Origin of the sequence: Rhizobium mesosinicum (assembly GCF_019511345.1) — a bacterium.
Classification (GTDB): domain Bacteria; phylum Pseudomonadota; class Alphaproteobacteria; order Rhizobiales; family Rhizobiaceae; genus Rhizobium; species Rhizobium mesosinicum.
Window position 1 is genome coordinate 1 of the sequence record NZ_JAEUAK010000002.1, and the last position, 16,340, is coordinate 16,340.

Here is a 16,340-nt window from a genome sequence, read left to right on the forward strand (position 1 = left end):
ACCCGAGGACGAACTGGAGGGCGGCGGTGACGGAATGGTGGAGGCAATCGTCGAGGCCATCGATGAGGAGAAGCCGCCGATGCGATCGGAAAAACTGCCGCTGTTGAAATTGCCGGAATACCAGCCAGGACTATAGGCAGCCGCGGCGGCCCCTGCGGAAGCTGCAGCCAACCAGGTCTCGAAGGTGCGCGACCAAGGCTTTTCGACACCGAGCGCCACGGCATAGGGCAACAGGGTTTCGAAATGCTGCGGCGACATTTGCGGTGCGCCCGCCATGTTCATGCGGTCTTTTTCGGCGAGCGTCAAATATTGCCGCAGGCCATCGACACCGGCCGTCATCTTGGCGCCAAGCGGCGTTGGCGCCCCCATGATCAAGAAATAGAGAATATTGAAGAGCACGATGCCGCCCACTGCAAAAAGCATGGGCGTTTCGTGGATTTCCATCAGCGAAGAGCCGAGCGCCAGCACAACGGCGGAGAGAATGCTGAAGCCCACAAAAACGGCGATAGCGATGGCGATGACTGCAAAAATCTTGCCGACGAGCGAACGGCCGCGATGCAGCGCCTTCGCAAAACCTGCAACGAAGACAGACAGGAAGACGGAAATGCCGATCGGGATGATCATCAGCGCAATCGTATCCGGCTCCAGCGAGCCGAAGACGAAGAGTGCTACCAGGGCGGCGGCGCTTAGTATCACACCGCCGGTGATATAACCCGCATTGGAATTGTAATATTTGCCGCGGTGTTCCCGCTCGATCGATGAGCGGAAGCTCTGGCCGACCGATTTGACTTTTTCGCCATTGGCCTTGTCGATGGTGAACGTATCGCCGCTGCCCCCGACCGCCTTCAGGAACTCGGCCTCGCCTGCCTGAAGTTTCTCCTTGCCGAGCGGCTTGTCGGTACGACGGATGACGATCGAGTCCTTGAGATCTTCAAGCGTGACATAGCCGCGCACCGCAAGGTCGAGCGCGGTTGCCGAAAGTGCGGTCCAGCCCTGGCCGGAAAAGCCTCTGTTGTCGACGTAATTGACAAGCGCGGGCGAGATATCAGAAGGCGGATCCCAGCGCGGCACGATAATCTCGCGCGCTGGATCACGCCCAACCTTCAGCCAGGAGCGCGTATAATAGAGGAAGACGAGGATGAGGCCGCCGAAACCAATGAAATAGTCGCGGTTATCGCTGAACCACCAACTTCTTTCCTGATCGGCGTTCGGCGGATTTATCGCACCTTTCGGCAGTTTCGCGGCAAAGGTTAGCCCCTCCTCCTCGTCGAGAGGGGCGGTGGTTGCAACCACCAGCCGGCCGTCGTCGACGCTCGCGCGCGCATTCTTACCGGTGGCACCAACTGGGCCAGTGAAGAAGGTGATATCTTCGGGCACGACACGCGGCGGAAAGGTGACCGTCGCTACTGCCGAGCGGATCGGAAAAATCCATCCGTTGCCGGTGACGTTCCAATAGAGCTCGTCATGATCGTCGAAGTAACGGATTTGACGGTTCGTTTTGTAGGTGAAGACATATTGGTGGCGGCCGGGAGAGACCATCACGTCTTCAGAGCCGGCATAGATACGGATGCCGCCAGTGATGGATTCCGTATGCCAGGGTTCGTCCCGGCCATCACGCTTGATCGAGACGACACTGAAATCGACGCTGCGGCGCCGCCCGCTCGCATCCCTGAATGTCAGCGGAAAATCACGGAAGATGCCTCGCCGGATGCGGTCGCCTTCGGCGTTGACGGTGATCGTTTCCGCCACCGTCATCGCCCCGCTCTTTTCCAGCTGAATGGCGGAATCGAAGGAGGCGATGAATTCTTCGCCTATGGCTGCGCGCGCCGCAAACAGCAGCAGCAATGCGAAACAAATGCCGAAAAACCGCCGGATCATGTCCCCTCCCCCGGTTACGGTTTGCCCCAGCTTAGCTCAGGCTTCGTCTTTGTAGGCAACCCCCAGTCCCGCAAGCGTGCGCCAGTAGGCAGGGAAGGTTTTGCCGACGCAGTCAGGGTCGAGAATGGTGATGCCGTTGATCTTCAGGCCGGCGAGCGCAAAGCTCATGGCGATGCGGTGATCGGCGAAGGTGTCGATATCGGCCGGCAGGGTCTGACCGGCGAGCGCAGGATCGGAATGGACGATGAGATCATCGCCGTCCTCGACTGCAAGGTCATCGCGGATGTTGTTCAGGCCCGTCGACAGCGCGCGGATACGGTCACATTCCTTGACGCGCAGATTGGCGATGCCGACAAAACGCACCGGCGTCTCGTTGAAAGCGGCAAGGACGGCGATCGTCGGGATGGCATCCTGCATCTGCGAGCCGTCGATCTCAGCCGGCAGGTGCGGGAATTTTGCGATCGTCTCATAGGCCTTGGCATCGGGCTGGGTGAACGCCTCATTAGCGACTCCGAGATCGATATTGCCGCCGCTCAGCACTTCGGCCGCCCACAGATATGTTGCCGCGGAGGCATCCGGCTCGATGACGAAATCGGTTGCGGTGTAGCCGGTCGGCTCGACGCGCCAGGTCGCGGCATCGAGCTGCTCCACCTTGGCGCCGAAGGCTTCCATGGCGGCGAGGGTCAGATCGACATAACCGCGGGCGCCGATATCGGTACCGGCAAGCGCGATCGTCACGGGTGCGTTGGCGCCCGGGTTGGCAAGCGGTGCTGCCATCAGAAGGGCGGAGACATACTGGCTCGAAAGGCCGGCATCGATTTCAACGCGCCCCGCGGCGAAATGTCCATTGCCGCGCACAGTCACCGGCGGGCAGCCAGTCGGCGCCTCGGCATCCAGCCCAAGCGACTTCAGGGCTGCGACCAGCGGGCCGATCGGGCGCTTGCGCATGTGCTCGTCGCCATCGACAACGACAGTGCCTTCGACAGAAGCGACAGCCGCTGTCAAGAAACGGGTCGCCGTGCCGGCATTGCCGAGGAAGAGTGGGGCTTTCGGCTGATGGAGCTTTCCGCTGCCAGTGACGACGAAGGTCGTATCGTCAGGCTCGTCGATCTGCACGCCCATGGCCCTGAGCGCCTCGGCCATATATTTCGTGTCGTCGCTCTTCAGCGCGCCGGTCAGCCGGCTCGTGCCCTTGGCAAGGCCTGCCAGCAGCAGGGCGCGGTTTGTGATCGACTTCGAGCCCGGAACCACGGCACGACCGGTGAGCGGCTTGCCCGGCGGGATGATGGTGAGCTTGGCTTTACTCATTGCGCTTGTCTCTTCTGTCCATTGCAGCGGCCGCGCACGGCCACGTCGGACTGCTCATAGCAGTTTTTGTGCAAAGACAAAGGTCAGAACTTGACGGATGGTACGGCGCGATCGGCCTCGTTGGTGATTTCGAAATATTCGCGCTTGGCAAAACCGAACTGGCCGGCGATGAGGTTCGACGGGAAGCTCTCGACCTTGACGTTCAGATCGCGGGCAGCACCGTTGTAATAGCGGCGCGCCATCTGGATTTCGCTTTCCATCGTTTCCAGCGAGGCCTGGAGTTCGGAGAAATTCTGGTTGGCCTTCAGATCGGGATAGGCTTCAGCGAGCGCCATCACCCGGCCGAGCGCCTGGCCGAGCAGGCCTTCCGCCTGCGCCCTGCCGGCAACATCGCCAGCGGGAACCGCCTGCGCTCTGTTGCGAAGTTCGACAACCTCTTCGAGCGTGCTCTTTTCATGGGCGGCATAGCCTTTGACGGTCTCGATCAGGTTCGGGATCAGATCCGCACGGCGCTTCAGCTGCACATCGATGCCGGACCAGGCTTCCTCGGCCATCTGCCGGGAACGGACGAGGCCGTTATAGATGAAGACAACGTAGAGTGCGATCAGAACGATGACGCCAAGAGCGATATACATCGCGAATCCTCTGCAACGAAGTAATGTACGCGCGGAGACTACTCAGGTTTACTGGCTGCCGTCAAACGCCGATATCGGCCAGGATTCTGGCAGTCGTCTGCTCCGGTGAAAGGCTTGTCGTATCGATTTCGATGGTGCGTTCAGCCAGCCCACGCAGCAGTGTGTAGTTTGCCCGCAGCCGCTGCAGCATCGCCGTATCCGTCAGCTTGAGCGCCTCGGATCGGCCGGGAGAGATGAGGCGCCTGGCATTCTCCTCCGGCGCGCAATCGAGGAGAATCGCGATCAGATCCGCGCCCCTAGCGGCAGCGAGATCGAGATACCAGGAGAACATCGCACTATCATGCTCATCCTCCGCAAGAGCATCGGTAAAGACAAAGCTTTCAGCCGGATCGGCGCGCACGGCATGATCGAAAACCGCTCGCCGGATCTGCTCACGCAGTGATGCATGCAGGGGGTTGCTGCGGGCGAAAAGAGCTTCGGCCGGATTAAGCAGCATGTGATTGTCGATGAGCCGCGCGCCGAGCCTTTTCGCCAGCAAGCGGCCGATAGTCAGCTTCCCAGTGCCTGGCCAGCCATTGATATGAACTATACGGCTCGCAGGCTTTTGCGTCACGCGGCCTCTTTCGACAAGTTGACGCCACCAGCATCCGTCAGCAGGAAGGCTTCGCCACAGGCCTTCGCCAGAGTGCGTACACGCAGGATATAACTCTGGCGCTCGGTGACGGAGATCACGCCGCGGGCGTCGAGCAGGTTGAAGACGTGGCTGGCCTTGATGCACTGGTCATAGGCCGGGAAGACGCATTTGTGCAGGCGCCGGTTGGCATTGTCGCCGGGAGCGCCGGCGGCGAGCAGTGCCTGGCATTCCTTCTCGGCATCGATGAAATGGCGATGCAGCATCTCGGTATTGGCGAATTCGAAGTTGTGGCGGGAATATTCCTGCTCGGCCTGCAGGAAGACATCGCCATAACTGATTTTCTCGTCGCCTTCGCGGCCGTTGAAGTTCAGGTCGTAGACATTGTCGACGCCCTGGACATACATGGCAAGGCGCTCCAGACCATAGGTCAGCTCGCCGGCGACCGGCGAACATTCGATGCCGCAGATCTGCTGGAAATAGGTGAATTGCGAGACTTCCATGCCGTCGCACCAGCATTCCCAACCGAGGCCCCAGGCGCCGAGCGTCGGGCTTTCCCAGTCATCCTCGACGAAGCGGATATCGTGCAGCAGCGGATCGAGGCCGATGGCGGCGAGCGAGCCGAGATACAGCTCCTGCAGGTTCGACGGGTTCGGCTTCAGGATGACCTGATACTGGTAATAGTGCTGCAGGCGGTTCGGGTTTTCGCCGTATCGGCCGTCGGAGGGACGGCGGGAGGGCTGAACATAAGCTGCCTTCCACGGCTTCGGTCCGAGCGCGCGCAACGTAGTGGCCGGGTGGAAGGTGCCGGCGCCGACTTCCATGTCATAGGGCTGGAGGACCGCACAACCCTTGTCCGCCCAGTAATTATGCAGGGTCAGGATCAGCGCCTGGAAAGAGCGCTTGGGGTTCATATGGTCTGGAATTGTCGCGGACATGGAAGAGCACCGATTGCTTGAAGTATGAGCGCGACAGGTGCCACGCAGCGCCGCAGGGGTCAAGGCTTTTGCACTGTATTCGCCGAAAGCCAGGTGCTGCTTCGCCGAGCGTTATTCGTCTTCCCGCTTGAGGCGATATTCGCCCGTTGCCGGATCCTTCACCAGCGTGCCGATCGCTCCCGTCTGGCGCTCTTTCTGGGCGCGGCGGGATTTTTCAGTAAGCTTCTGCGCGTCGGAGACGAAGCGGCGATACAGCCACCAGCCCGCGCAGACGAGGATCAATAACGTGATAAGCTGTGCCATGTCCCCTCGTCTCTCCCGTCAAAGCCCGTAGCGGCTCCACAATGCTCTTTCCTCCGCCGCTTCGACAAGCCCCGATGCGAGGCCGGACGCCGCACCTTCGAGCGAGACGGGCGCGACACCGGGAATACGTCGGCCGAGCAGGCCGCGGGCAGCGGTGATAAGCTGCAGCTTCGTTTTCTGGCCGTAGCGTTTCTTCAGTTCCTGGCGCATGTCGCCGAGCCCGTCGATCAGGCCGAGTTCCAGGCCGCGCGTGCCGCTCCAGAAGAGGCCGGAGAAAACTGTCGCATCATCCGTCAGCTTACCGGCGCGGCGCTCGCGCACCATGGAGATGAAGACCTGGTGAATCTCCAGCTGCAGGCTCTTCAGATATTCGATGTCCTTTTCCTTCTCGGGCTGGAAGGGATCGAGGATCACCTTGTTTTCGCCTGCTGTGTAGACGCGACGCTCGACACCGATCTTCTTCAGGAGCTCCGGAAAACCGAAGCCGCCAGAGACGACGCCGATCGAGCCCACAATGGAGGTCGGATCGGCGATGATCTCATCCCCCGCCAGCGCGATCATGTAGCCGCCGGAGGCTGCCACATCCTCCACGAAGACCAGAACCTTCTTCTGCTTTTCACGCGCAAGCTCGCGGATGCGGGTGAAGATAAGGCGGGACTGGACGGGCGAGCCGCCCGGCGAATTGATGGAGATGGCAACGGCCGGTGTGTCCTTCATGGAGAAGGCCTTTTCAAGCACCGGCGCAACATTGGCGAGATTGAGGGTCGGGCGGAATTGGCCGCCCCCGCTGATGATCGCGCCCTGCAGCCTGACGACCGGGATGATGATCCCATCTCCGCGAAACCGCTTCGGCATCAGCCTTCTCAAAAATCCAGCCATTTCTTTTCCTTCACCATCGGCGGCGCCAGCATGCACATGCACATTACAAGGGCATTGCATGTATGCGCTGGAACGACAAACGCAATGGCTGCGTTCCGAAAATGGCAAGCGGCATTTTTCTTTTTGCGAATGACTTGCATTATCATTCTAATCAGACATAGTACCAACATGGACAAACAGGTGAAAATGGCATGGACATCATAAATCCGAAGGCAAAGGGCGGCTGGCGGACCGAGCGCGGGGAAGCTTCACTCTCCGACGTCTATCGTACGGTTGGTACAGGCCGACACAGCTCCACGTGGCGGCGCGCGGCAGCCTTCCTCGGCCCCGGCTACATGGTGGCGGTCGGCTACATGGACCCTGGCAACTGGGCAACCTCGCTCGCCGGCGGATCGAAGTTCGGCTATGCGCTGCTAACCGTCGCACTGCTTTCGAACATCATGGCGATCGTGCTGCAATCGCTTTGCGCGCGTCTTGCCATCGGCTCCGGTCGCGACCTGGCGCAGGCCTGTCGCGATGCCTATCCGAGCTATGTCGCAGTGCCGCTCTGGGCCTTTGCGGAAATCGCCATCATCGCCACCGATATTGCCGAGGTGATCGGCACGGCGATCGGCCTCAATCTGCTTTTCGGCATTCCGCTCGAAATCGGCGTGCTGATCACCGCGCTCGACGTCTTCGTCATCCTTCTGCTGCAGAGGCTCGGCTTCCGCTGGATGGAGGCCTTCATCATCACATTGCTCGGCGTCATCGCGATCTGCTTTGCGGTACAGATCTTCCTGGCCGACCCGCAATGGGGCGCCGTCATCAGAGGCTTCCTACCGACAACAGAGGTCGTCACCAACCCGGAAATGCTCTACCTGGCGCTCGGTATTCTGGGTGCTACCGTGATGCCGCACAATCTTTACCTTCACTCCGGCATCGTGCAGACACGCTCCTACGGCCATAGCGTGCCGGAGAAGAAGGAAGCGCTGACCTTTGCGACCCTCGACTCCACCGTGGCGCTCTGCTTCGCACTTCTGATCAACGCCTCGATCCTGATCCTTGCAGCAGCCGCCTTCAATGCCAACGGCAAGACGGATGTGGTGGAACTCGGTGAGGCGCATTCGCTGCTGTCGCCGCTGCTGGGCCTTGCGATTGCGCCGACGCTCTTCGGTATTGCGCTGCTCTGCTGCGGCCTGAATTCCACGGTTACCGCGACGCTTGCCGGGCAGATCGTCATGGAAGGCTTCCTGAAAATCCGGCTGAAGCCGTGGGTGCGACGCCTGATCACTCGTGCCATCGCGATCGTTCCCGCGGCTTTCGTGACGATCTGGTATGGCAATCAGGGCACGGCAGAACTGCTGATCCTGACCCAAGTGGTGCTCAGCCTGCAGCTTTCCTTCGCCGTCTTTCCGCTCGTCATGTTCACGGCCAGCAAGGCGAAGATGGGGGAACTCGTCGCCCCGAAATGGCTCAGCGCCGTCGCCTACGTGATCGCTGTCGTGATCGCCGGTCTGAACGTCAAGCTGCTCCTCGACTTCGTGAGCGGAGGCTAAACCTGTTCTCGGGCAATTCCTGAACTGGTTCTTTACGCCATTCAAAACGGAAACCGCTGCACAGTTCTCGTGGAATAGCTTCAGAGCCTGCCATAAGCCGCGCGGCCATTGTTGAAATCATCAACGAGAGGGGAGAACTTGTGGCTCCCCTCTTCATGCATGAAGAGGGGAGCACGCAGCGAAAGCCGTGCCCGTGAGCCCTTGATCGCCGTCATCAGGATGCGGACGGCGTTTTCTCCTTCACGCGGATGAATGGCAGTGATCTCAATTCCGCCGAAGCGCTTGCCGCAGGCATCAATGATCTCGGCGATCGATTGCGGCCTTGCGATCAAAGATAATTGACCGCCCGGGATCATGATGGCGCCGGCTGTGCGAACCCAGCTTTCGAACAGGCCGTCCGTCATGGCATGAGCTTCGGCCTTCAGCGCATCGGGCGTCCTGCGATCGCCGGCATCGTTGAACGGCGGGTTCATAATAACGTGATCAAAGCTCTCGTCGATGAGACCCGCATCATTGCGCGCCCTGGCTGTCAACGTGACATCGGCTTCGATGACCGAGACGCGGTCCGCCATATGGGCATTGTCAGGCAGATCGACACTTCGGCGGGCATAGTTTGCCATCTCTGCCGAGCGCTCGAATAGCACGACCTCAGCCTTCGGAAGACGGGACGCGACGGCAAGACCCGCCGCACCTGCACCAGCACCGAGATCGGCAACCTTTATTGGGCGATCATCGGCAACAAGGGCGGCTAGCAGCATGGCGTCCATGCCTGCGCGGTGCCCCCTGCCCTTCGGCTGGACAATATGGAAAAGGCCGCGATGAAAGGCGTCTATCGTGTCAGTCACCGCTTGCGTCATCTTTTCACTTCCGCTCGCGCAATTCGCCGCCGAGACCCGCATCGGTGAGGATGCGGCGGGCTAGATCGGCCATCGCCTCATCGACCAACAGGCGACGCGGCAGCATGCCGAGCGAACCCTCCAGCACGCTCATACCCTGATCGGCGATGAAGCACGGAATTCCCGCATCCTTCATAAGGCTCTCTGCAAATGAGAGCAGAACGGGATCGTTTGCGCGGATAAGCTCATGCATTTGCCGTCATTTTCCTTTTCGAATTTGCTGGCAGCGACAATTCACCCCTTGCCGCTTCCATCGCCCCTTTCTATTGTCAAAGGCAATGAATGAACAGGAGTCCGGGTCGTTGGGCGTGGTCATACCGCTTGAAGAAAACAAAAACAAACTGGCTTCCATCAAGCCGCTGGTGGACCTCACCAAGGCGGATATGGAGCGGGTGAACCAGCTTATCCTTTCCAAGGCCGGCTCCGATGTCCAGATGATCCCGGAGGTGGCGAACCATCTCATCTCATCCGGCGGCAAGCGCCTGCGGCCGATGCTGACGCTCGCGGCAGCATCGCTCTTTGGCTATCGGGGCGAGAATCACATCAAGCTCGCCACATCAGTCGAGTTCATGCACACGGCAACGCTTTTGCATGACGACGTGGTAGACGAAAGCGACCTCCGCCGAGGCAAGTCGACCGCCCGCACGATCTGGGGCAATCAGGCAAGCGTGCTCGTCGGCGATTTCCTGCTCGGTCAGGCCTTCCGCATGATGGTCGAAGTCGGCTCGCTCGAAGCGCTCGATGTGCTTTCCTCCGCAGCCTGCGTCATCGCAGAAGGCGAGGTGCTGCAGCTCTCGGTCGCAAAGAACATGGAAACCACCGAGGACGATTACCTCTCTGTCATCCGCGCCAAGACGGCAGCACTTTTTGCCGCGGCAGCAGAAGTCGGGCCGATCGTTGCGGAAACCGGAAAATCCGGCCGCAACGCACTGAAATCCTACGGCATGAACCTCGGCCTTGCTTTCCAGCTCGTCGACGATGCACTGGATTATGGCGGCAAGGCTGCCGATCTCGGAAAAAATGTGGGCGACGATTTCCGCGAGGGCAAGATCACGCTGCCGATCATCCTCGCCTACCGCCGCGGCACGCAGGAAGAGCGTGCCTTCTGGCGTGATGCGATCGAAGGCGGGAACAGCAGCGATGCCAATCTGGAAAAGGCGCTCGGCTTGATTACCAAATACGGCACGCTGAACGACACGATTCAGCGGGCGGTTCACTACGGCACGATCGCACGGGATGCGCTCGCGCCGCTGCCCGAGAGCGCCTGGAAATCGGCCCTGATGGAGGTCATCGACTTCTGCATCGAACGCGTGAATTAGGGTGTCGCGATATCAGGGATTCGTGTGCACCCTTTAAGTTTGTTTGACGCATGTCGTTACCGCAAACCGTTGCGCACTTTTGCGCGCATGCTTAATCAAACGTCATAGACGAGGGCTGAATTTCTTGCAGGGCCGCTTCAAAAAAGCCATCCTGTTGTGAATCAGTGTTTGCAACTGATTTTGCGGTCGGCGCGTTGTTCCGGCCGTCCCTGAAGAAAGGTTTTCTAATGCGGCAGAGATTTGTCACCCGTCTCCTTTCGAGCGCAGCCCTGGCGGCGGTCCTTTCGCTCGGCGGAATTGGCGGTGTGAACGCCGAAGATGCGGCCAAGGCAGATGACGCCAGCAAGGCCGTGACCTTTGATCCGGATAGTGTTTCGACCTTCTCCGGCGCTTTCCTTGCTGCCCGCACGGCCGATGTGGATCACGATTATCCGACGGCGATCGAACTTTACAAGAAAGCCTTGCAAATCGAGCCGGGCAATCCGGAAATCCGCCAGCGCCTGATGATCTCGCTGCTCCTCAATGGCGATATCAGAGACGGCGTGAAATATGCCAACGACCTGAAGGGCGATCCGACCGTCGAGCGGATTACCACGATCGTGCGCGGCATGGATGCGATGCGCCGCGGCGAGTTCAAGACGGCAGAATCGATCCTGAAATATGATGGTCCGAACGATCTCGACCGCATGATGAACGACCTTCTGCTGGCCTGGGCGCGAGTGGGTGCTGGCCGCGGCAGGGAAGGGCTCACCATGGTCGAGAAGATGAAGGGACCGGATTGGGTCCGCATCTTCAAGAACTACAATGCCGGTGCGATCGCGATCGTCAACGGCGACGTCAAATCTGCCCGCCAGCATCTCAATGATGCTGTGCTCGACAAGGAAGGCGGCGCGACTGCCCCCGACACGTTCATGCGCGCCATCATGGCGCTTGCCCGCCTCGAAGCCTCGCAGGGAAATAAGCAGAAGGCGCTTGACGCTGTTTCGGTCGGTGACAACCTGCTGCCGAACTATGCCCCGCTGAACGCGTTGCGCGACAGCATCGAAAAGGGCGAGAAGCAGGAACAGCAGGTCAAGAGCGCCGAAGAGGGCGCGGCCGGGGTACTCTTCTCGGTCGGCGGCGCGCTGAACCGCGACGGCGCCGAGGACATCGTCTCGCTCTATCTGCAGACAGCCAAGGCGCTCGATCCGAACAGTGCCGACACGCTGGTACTGCTCGGCGGCATTGCCGAAAAGCAGAACCAGATGGACCGCGCAATTGCGCTTTACCAGAAGGTGCCGGCGAATTCGCCGATGCGCCGCATCTCCGAACTGCAGCTCGGCCTGGCACTCGCCCAGGGCGGCAAGGTGGACGAAGCCCGCAAGCACCTGCAGGCGCTGATCACGTCCGACCCGAAGGATGTCAGGAGCTATCTCGCCTATGGCAGCGTGCTTTCCGACGCCAAGGACTATCAGGCGATGGCCGACAATTACGACAAGGCCGTCGAAGTGATCGGGCCGCTGCCGGGCCGCGCAGACTGGAGCGTCTTCTTCCAGCGCGGCATCGCCTATGAGCGGCTGAAGAAGTGGGACCAGGCGGAGCCGAACTTCCGCAAGGCGCTCGACCTCAATCCGAACCAGCCGCAGGTTCTGAATTATCTCGGCTATTCCTGGATCGACATGAACCGCAACCTCGATGAAGGCCTTGAGATGATCAAGAAGGCCGTCGAGCTGCGTCCCGATGACGGCTACATCATTGACTCGCTCGGCTGGGCCTATTTCCGCCTCAACCGTTACAGCGATGCTGTCGATGAGCTGGAACGCGCCGCGCAGATCAAGGCTGGCGACGCGACGATCAACGACCATCTCGGCGATGCCTACTGGCGTGTGGGCCGCAAGCTGGAAGCCGTCTATCAGTGGAACAGGGCGCTCGCCTCCGAGCCCGAGGAAGCCCAGATTCCAAAGATAAAGGAAAAGGTCGCCAACGGCCTGCCTGCACAGGATGACGACTCCAAGACCGTCGACAAGAAGCAGCCGGACCCGCAGCCGGTGACGCCGCCGCCGGTCGACAAGAAATCCTGAGGCCGCATGCCTGACATGGGCATGCCAACTTCCGTGACAGACGATTTTGCCGTTGCCGAAGATGCCTGCGCAAAAATCAATCTGGCCCTGCATGTGACGGGCCAGAGGGCTGACGGCTACCACCTTCTTGAAATGCTGGTGACGTTTGCGCGACACGGCGACCGTCTGGGCTTTGCGCCTGCCGATGCCGATGATTTTACGCTTTCCGGCCAGTTCGCCGATGTGCTTGCCGAAGACCCCGGCACCAATCTGGTGCTGAAGGCACGTGACCTGCTGCGGGAAGCGGCAGGTGGTGCTCCGCCCGTGCGCATCCATCTGGAAAAGAATCTGCCGGTCGCTTCCGGAATCGGCGGCGGCTCTGCCGATGCGGCAGCAACGCTGCGCGGGCTGCTGCGCCTGTGGGGCGTGACGCTTCCCTCTGAGACCGTTGCCGGCCTCGCACTGAAGCTTGGGGCCGACGTGCCGATGTGCCTGAAAAGCACGCCGCTGATCGCACGCGGCATCGGCGAAAAGATAGAGACGGCCGATACCCTGCCCTCCTTCGCCATGGTGCTCGCCAATCCGCTGAAAGGCGTTTCCACGCCCGAGATCTTCCGGCGGCTTGTCACCAAGAATAATCCTCCGCTGGTCTTGAAGAAGACGCCGCACTGGATGGAAGCCATACGGACCACACGCAATGATCTTGAGATGCCGGCGCGGGAGCTGGTTCCCGAAATCGCAGAGATTTCAAACATGCTTGCGGCAGAAGGCGCGCTTTTCACCCGCATGTCCGGCTCTGGCGCGACCTGCTTCGGCATTTTCGAGACACCCGTTGCTGCGCTGCGCGCCGCTGAGCGTCTTCACGCGGCCCGCCCGGACTGGTATTTCCAGTCGACCGAGACTTTCGCAGGAGGTGCATGATGGCAGGCCTGGACGAAAAACGAGCTTTTATTCCGCTCGGCATTGCGGTTCTGACCGTCTCGGATACGCGTACGCTGGCCGATGACAAATCCGGCGATACGCTGGCGGCACGGATTGCCGAAGCCGGACATCAGCTGATCGACCGCGACATCGTGCCTGACGACCGCGAGACGATCACCGCACGCGTGCGCGCCTGGACGGAAGCCAAGGAGATCGACGTCGTCATCACCACGGGCGGTACCGGCTTTACCGGCCGCGACGTCACGCCCGACGCGCTGGAACCGCTCTTCGAAAAAAGGATGGACGGGTTTTCAGCCGTGTTCCACCGGATTTCCTACGACAAGATCGGCACCTCGACGATCCAGTCGCGCGCCACGGCAGGTGTTGCCAACGCTACCTTCATCTTCGTGCTGCCAGGCTCGCCCGGCGCCTGCAAGGATGCCTGGGACGGCATCTTGAAGGCGCAGCTCGACTACCGGCAGATGCCTTGCAACTTCGTGGAGATCATGCCGCGGCTCGACGAGCACCTCAAGCGCGACGCGACGAAATAGACCGACTGCGACAGCGACATCGCTATGTCGCGAGGGCTGGCAGGGCAGGCATGGTTTCCCAGCTGTCGCCGGACAGTAGCACGCAGCTGATGCCGTGAACGTCCGTGATAATGAGTGTCCAGGTGCCGCTTTCGGCAGCATAGACCTCGAGAGCGGCGTTCTGGTTGATCAGTCCGACTGCCGTGAGCTTTTCAGAAAAGTTGCTGTCCAAGAATTTGACGATCTCGGATCGGCCTGCGCAACTGCGCATCATCTGCGATGCTGCCGGATGCGGATGCGCGATCAGCAATGCCGTCAATATGACGGCCAGCAGGCCGTGGACGATATTGGGTAGCATGACGCACCTCCTTTTGCCGGGAACCCGGCAGAAGAGGAGATTTTCGTTGACCTGTTCTGCCGTTCACCGGCATTCCATGGCCATCCGTTGCGAAGCCAAGCGCTTCGGCGGCGCCATACTCGAATTATAGCGCGAAATCCTATTGAGCGCTATCTTTTCGCAATATCGAGAGTGCGCTATCGCGCGGCGCGGGCGACCCAGGAGGGAATCAACTCGCTGGAGAGTTGGCGTGGCTTCTGTGCCTTGGTGAATTCGGCAAGGCTCATGCCGCTTTTTGCAACTGAAATGGCAAGTTTCTTAGGCATGAGCAGGCCGAGCTCCAGTGGCGGCCTGACACGACCTACACGCTGAAAAAAAGGGCGGCGATACCCGCGCGAGGCGGTAAAGCGCGCAGGGACCTTGTTCAAGACCACATATTCCGAGACTTCGTCGATCCAGCCTGCCTGCGGTCTTGCGCCCGGCTCGACGAAGAGCAGCCATTCGCCGCGGGCGGATCGGATGATGTCCTTGATATCCCAGTGCGAATGGAAACGGCAACCGGCGGCGTCCGCCACTCGCGACGTGCCATCGCGTGAGCCGTGATCGAGCACGACCACGTCACTGACGAGGCCCTCCACGGCGCCCGCCACCAACACCGATAGAGTCTGGGCCAGCTCAGGTTCCTGATCCTGGCATTCAAGAACGACAGTCAACATTGCCCGTTTATAGAGCGCCGCACAAAATTTTGCCAGCGCGACTTTCCGCATTTTGTTCTTGCATTGTTCTCATTTTGCCGATAGGAATATAATCATCAAAACGAGCGGAATTGAACGTTTTTCACCGCTGGAGAATCCGATGAGACCACAGTCCCTTGCAGGGCAGGCTGCATTCGCGCCTGCCAATACGGCAGATATTGCCGACGCGATGATCGCGGCCTCGGGGCTGCGCGTCGAGGTCGACCGGCGGCGTGGCCGCGGTGCGGGACTGAACCCCAGCGGCCGCTTCGAGCCCACACAGCGCGAAACCTTCGATGACGGCTGGCAGACGCTCGAGGAACTGCCGCCGTTCAAGACGGATGTGCAGATCGAGAAGCCGCGCACGGCGATTACCCGCAACGAATCTCCCGATCTCTCCTTCGACCGGTCGATCAATCCCTATCGCGGCTGCGAGCATGGCTGCATCTACTGCTTTGCCCGACCGACCCATGCTTATATGGGTCTTTCGGCAGGGCTGGATTTCGAAAGCAAGCTCTTTGCCAAGCCGGACGCGCCTAAGCTTCTGGAACGGGAGCTTGCCAAGCCCGGTTACAAGGTACGCGTCATCGCGATCGGCACCAACACCGACCCTTACCAGCCGATCGAAAAGGAATGGCGCATCATGCGGCAGATCCTCGAAGTGCTCAACAAGGCGAACCACCCTGTTGCGATCGTCACCAAGTCGGCGATGATCCTGCGCGATCTCGATATTCTCACGGAGATGGCGGCGAAGAACATCGTGCGTGTCGGCATTTCGGTCACGACGCTCGACCGCAAGCTTGCGCGCCTTATGGAGCCGCGGGCTTCGACGCCGACGCGCAGGCTGGAGGCGATCCGCGGGCTTTCCGGGGCCGGTGTGCGGACGTCGGTGATGGCCGCGCCGATCATCCCGGCACTCAACGATCACGAACTGGAACGTATCCTCGATGCCGCGAAGGCGGCAGGCGCAGAAGAGGCAAGTTATGTGCTGCTGCGGCTGCCGCTGGAAGTAAGCCCGCTGTTCCGCGACTGGCTGCTGCAGAATTATCCTGATCGCTATCGTCATGTGATGTCGCTGGTACGCTCGATGCGCGGCGGCAAGGATTATGACGCCGAATTCGGCAAGCGCATGAAAGGCGCCGGGCCCTACGCCTGGCAGATCGCCCGCCGCTTTGAGATGGCGGCGAAGCGGCTGGAGTTGACCCGTCGAAGCCTTGCCTTGCGCGACGATCTCTTCGTGCCGCCAAATGGCAGCGGCGTGCAGCTTTCGTTGCTATGACTGGTTATTTTCACGCAATTCCGCAAACGCACAACCGCGATGCACTTTTGCTGGGAATTGCTAATAGGCTTGCGTAAGGCGTGAAGAAGACCTGCCCTGCGTCTTCTGTCTTGCGCAATTCCGGCGGATGGGCCTGACCGCACTCATCCGTTGGACCGCCCCCGGCCGTCGCCGCCCT

General features: G+C 60.4%; 17 protein-coding genes. 6 read left to right on the forward strand and 11 right to left on the reverse strand.

From position 1 onward, the window contains the following. From JNB85_RS03965 to JNB85_RS03995, 7 genes are all read right to left on the reverse strand, one after another. Nucleotides 1-1,878 (reverse strand): DUF2207 domain-containing protein (locus tag JNB85_RS03965; protein WP_220333112.1); only part of this gene is annotated, 1,878 nt, incomplete at its 3' end. A gap of 36 nt (nt 1,879-1,914) precedes the next feature. Continuing rightward, nucleotides 1,915-3,186 (reverse strand): 3-phosphoshikimate 1-carboxyvinyltransferase, encoded by a 1,272-nt coding sequence (locus tag JNB85_RS03970; RefSeq protein WP_220333113.1) that lies wholly within the window; start codon nt 3,184-3,186, stop codon nt 1,915-1,917. A gap of 83 nt (nt 3,187-3,269) precedes the next feature. Next, nucleotides 3,270-3,821 carry a LemA family protein gene (locus tag JNB85_RS03975; RefSeq protein WP_220333114.1) on the reverse strand — a complete coding sequence of 184 codons (552 nt, stop codon included), beginning with the start codon at nt 3,819-3,821 and terminating at the stop codon, nt 3,270-3,272. 61 nt (nt 3,822-3,882) lie between these two features. Then, on the reverse strand, nt 3,883-4,434 hold the full coding sequence (locus JNB85_RS03980; protein ID WP_220333115.1) for a P-loop nucleotide/nucleoside kinase family protein: 552 nt from the start codon (nt 4,432-4,434) through the stop codon (nt 3,883-3,885). Next, nucleotides 4,431-5,390 carry a glycine--tRNA ligase subunit alpha gene (locus JNB85_RS03985; RefSeq protein ID WP_220333116.1) on the reverse strand — a complete coding sequence of 320 codons (960 nt, stop codon included), beginning with the start codon at nt 5,388-5,390 and terminating at the stop codon, nt 4,431-4,433. Before JNB85_RS03985 ends, JNB85_RS03980 begins: the two co-directional genes overlap by 4 nt. Nucleotides 5,391-5,501: 111 nt before the next feature. Then, on the reverse strand, nt 5,502-5,693 hold the full coding sequence (locus JNB85_RS03990; protein ID WP_220333117.1) for a hypothetical protein: 192 nt from the start codon (nt 5,691-5,693) through the stop codon (nt 5,502-5,504). An 18-nt stretch (nt 5,694-5,711) separates the two neighbouring features. Beyond that, nucleotides 5,712-6,572, reverse strand: a complete 861-nt coding sequence (locus JNB85_RS03995) for a S49 family peptidase (RefSeq protein WP_220333118.1) — start codon at nt 6,570-6,572, stop codon at nt 5,712-5,714. 191 nt (nt 6,573-6,763) lie between these two features. Between JNB85_RS03995 and JNB85_RS04000 the strand changes: the two genes are divergently transcribed. Next, complete coding sequence (locus JNB85_RS04000; protein WP_220333119.1) at nt 6,764-8,107, forward strand: Nramp family divalent metal transporter; 1,344 nt, start codon at nt 6,764-6,766, stop codon at nt 8,105-8,107. Between the two features lie 80 nt (nt 8,108-8,187). On the opposite strand, the gene JNB85_RS04005 is transcribed toward JNB85_RS04000, so the two are convergent. Together JNB85_RS04005 and JNB85_RS04010 are read right to left on the reverse strand one after the other, a co-directional pair. Then, on the reverse strand, nt 8,188-8,964 hold the full coding sequence (locus JNB85_RS04005; protein WP_220333120.1) for a tRNA1(Val) (adenine(37)-N6)-methyltransferase: 777 nt from the start codon (nt 8,962-8,964) through the stop codon (nt 8,188-8,190). Nucleotides 8,965-8,968: 4 nt separating this feature from the next. Then, nucleotides 8,969-9,196: a putative signal transducing protein gene (locus tag JNB85_RS04010; protein ID WP_220333121.1), complete on the reverse strand. Its 228-nt coding sequence runs from the start codon at nt 9,194-9,196 to the stop codon at nt 8,969-8,971. A gap of 109 nt (nt 9,197-9,305) precedes the next feature. Between JNB85_RS04010 and JNB85_RS04015 the strand changes: the two genes are divergently transcribed. The 4 genes from JNB85_RS04015 (at nt 9,306) to moaB (ending at nt 13,833) form a co-directional block, all read left to right on the forward strand. Beyond that, on the forward strand, nt 9,306-10,322 hold the full coding sequence (locus JNB85_RS04015; protein ID WP_220333122.1) for a polyprenyl synthetase family protein: 1,017 nt from the start codon (nt 9,306-9,308) through the stop codon (nt 10,320-10,322). 227 nt (nt 10,323-10,549) lie between these two features. Beyond that, the gene (locus tag JNB85_RS04020) at nt 10,550-12,382 is read left to right on the forward strand and encodes a tetratricopeptide repeat protein (protein ID WP_220333123.1); all 1,833 of its coding nucleotides are present in this window, start codon (nt 10,550-10,552) and stop codon (nt 12,380-12,382) included. A 6-nt stretch (nt 12,383-12,388) separates the two neighbouring features. Beyond that, complete coding sequence (locus JNB85_RS04025; protein ID WP_220333124.1) at nt 12,389-13,282, forward strand: 4-(cytidine 5'-diphospho)-2-C-methyl-D-erythritol kinase; 894 nt, start codon at nt 12,389-12,391, stop codon at nt 13,280-13,282. Then, nucleotides 13,282-13,833 (forward strand): molybdenum cofactor biosynthesis protein B, encoded by a 552-nt coding sequence (gene moaB, locus JNB85_RS04030; protein WP_220333125.1) that lies wholly within the window; start codon nt 13,282-13,284, stop codon nt 13,831-13,833. The genes JNB85_RS04025 and moaB overlap by 1 nt, the downstream gene beginning before the upstream one ends. A 22-nt stretch (nt 13,834-13,855) precedes the next feature. Here moaB and JNB85_RS04035 read toward each other — a convergent pair whose 3' ends face one another. Together JNB85_RS04035 and JNB85_RS04040 are read right to left on the reverse strand one after the other, a co-directional pair. Next, entirely contained in the window at nt 13,856-14,170 is a 315-nt protein-coding gene (locus JNB85_RS04035; RefSeq protein WP_220333126.1) for a hypothetical protein, read from the reverse strand. 176 nt (nt 14,171-14,346) lie between these two features. Next, entirely contained in the window at nt 14,347-14,865 is a 519-nt protein-coding gene (locus JNB85_RS04040; protein WP_220333721.1) for a glycosyltransferase family 2 protein, read from the reverse strand. Nucleotides 14,866-15,004: 139 nt separating this feature from the next. Here JNB85_RS04040 and JNB85_RS04045 point away from each other — a divergent pair, with 139 nt between their 5' ends. Beyond that, nucleotides 15,005-16,162 carry a PA0069 family radical SAM protein gene (locus JNB85_RS04045; RefSeq protein ID WP_220333127.1) on the forward strand — a complete coding sequence of 386 codons (1,158 nt, stop codon included), beginning with the start codon at nt 15,005-15,007 and terminating at the stop codon, nt 16,160-16,162. Nucleotides 16,163-16,340: the final 178 nt, after the last annotated feature.

Excerpts from the sequence above, each read along its gene's own strand:
- JNB85_RS04020 (WP_220333123.1), top strand. The coding sequence starts at position 10,550 with ATGCGGCAGAGATTTGTCACCCGTCTCCTTTCGAGCGCAGCCCTGGCG.
- JNB85_RS03990 (WP_220333117.1), bottom strand. The coding sequence starts at position 5,693 with ATGGCACAGCTTATCACGTTATTGATCCTCGTCTGCGCGGGCTGGTGG.
- JNB85_RS04010 (WP_220333121.1), bottom strand. The coding sequence starts at position 9,196 with ATGCATGAGCTTATCCGCGCAAACGATCCCGTTCTGCTCTCATTTGCA.
- JNB85_RS03970 (WP_220333113.1), bottom strand. The coding sequence starts at position 3,186 with ATGAGTAAAGCCAAGCTCACCATCATCCCGCCGGGCAAGCCGCTCACC.
- JNB85_RS04000 (WP_220333119.1), top strand. The coding sequence starts at position 6,764 with ATGGACATCATAAATCCGAAGGCAAAGGGCGGCTGGCGGACCGAGCGC.
- JNB85_RS03985 (WP_220333116.1), bottom strand. The coding sequence starts at position 5,390 with ATGTCCGCGACAATTCCAGACCATATGAACCCCAAGCGCTCTTTCCAG.
- JNB85_RS03975 (WP_220333114.1), bottom strand. The coding sequence starts at position 3,821 with ATGTATATCGCTCTTGGCGTCATCGTTCTGATCGCACTCTACGTTGTC.
- JNB85_RS03995 (WP_220333118.1), bottom strand. The coding sequence starts at position 6,572 with ATGGCTGGATTTTTGAGAAGGCTGATGCCGAAGCGGTTTCGCGGAGAT.
- JNB85_RS04025 (WP_220333124.1), top strand. The coding sequence starts at position 12,389 with ATGCCTGACATGGGCATGCCAACTTCCGTGACAGACGATTTTGCCGTT.
- moaB (WP_220333125.1), top strand. The coding sequence starts at position 13,282 with ATGGCAGGCCTGGACGAAAAACGAGCTTTTATTCCGCTCGGCATTGCG.
- JNB85_RS04045 (WP_220333127.1), top strand. The coding sequence starts at position 15,005 with ATGAGACCACAGTCCCTTGCAGGGCAGGCTGCATTCGCGCCTGCCAAT.
- JNB85_RS04040 (WP_220333721.1), bottom strand. The coding sequence starts at position 14,865 with ATGTTGACTGTCGTTCTTGAATGCCAGGATCAGGAACCTGAGCTGGCC.
- JNB85_RS04005 (WP_220333120.1), bottom strand. The coding sequence starts at position 8,964 with ATGACGCAAGCGGTGACTGACACGATAGACGCCTTTCATCGCGGCCTT.
- JNB85_RS04035 (WP_220333126.1), bottom strand. The coding sequence starts at position 14,170 with ATGCTACCCAATATCGTCCACGGCCTGCTGGCCGTCATATTGACGGCA.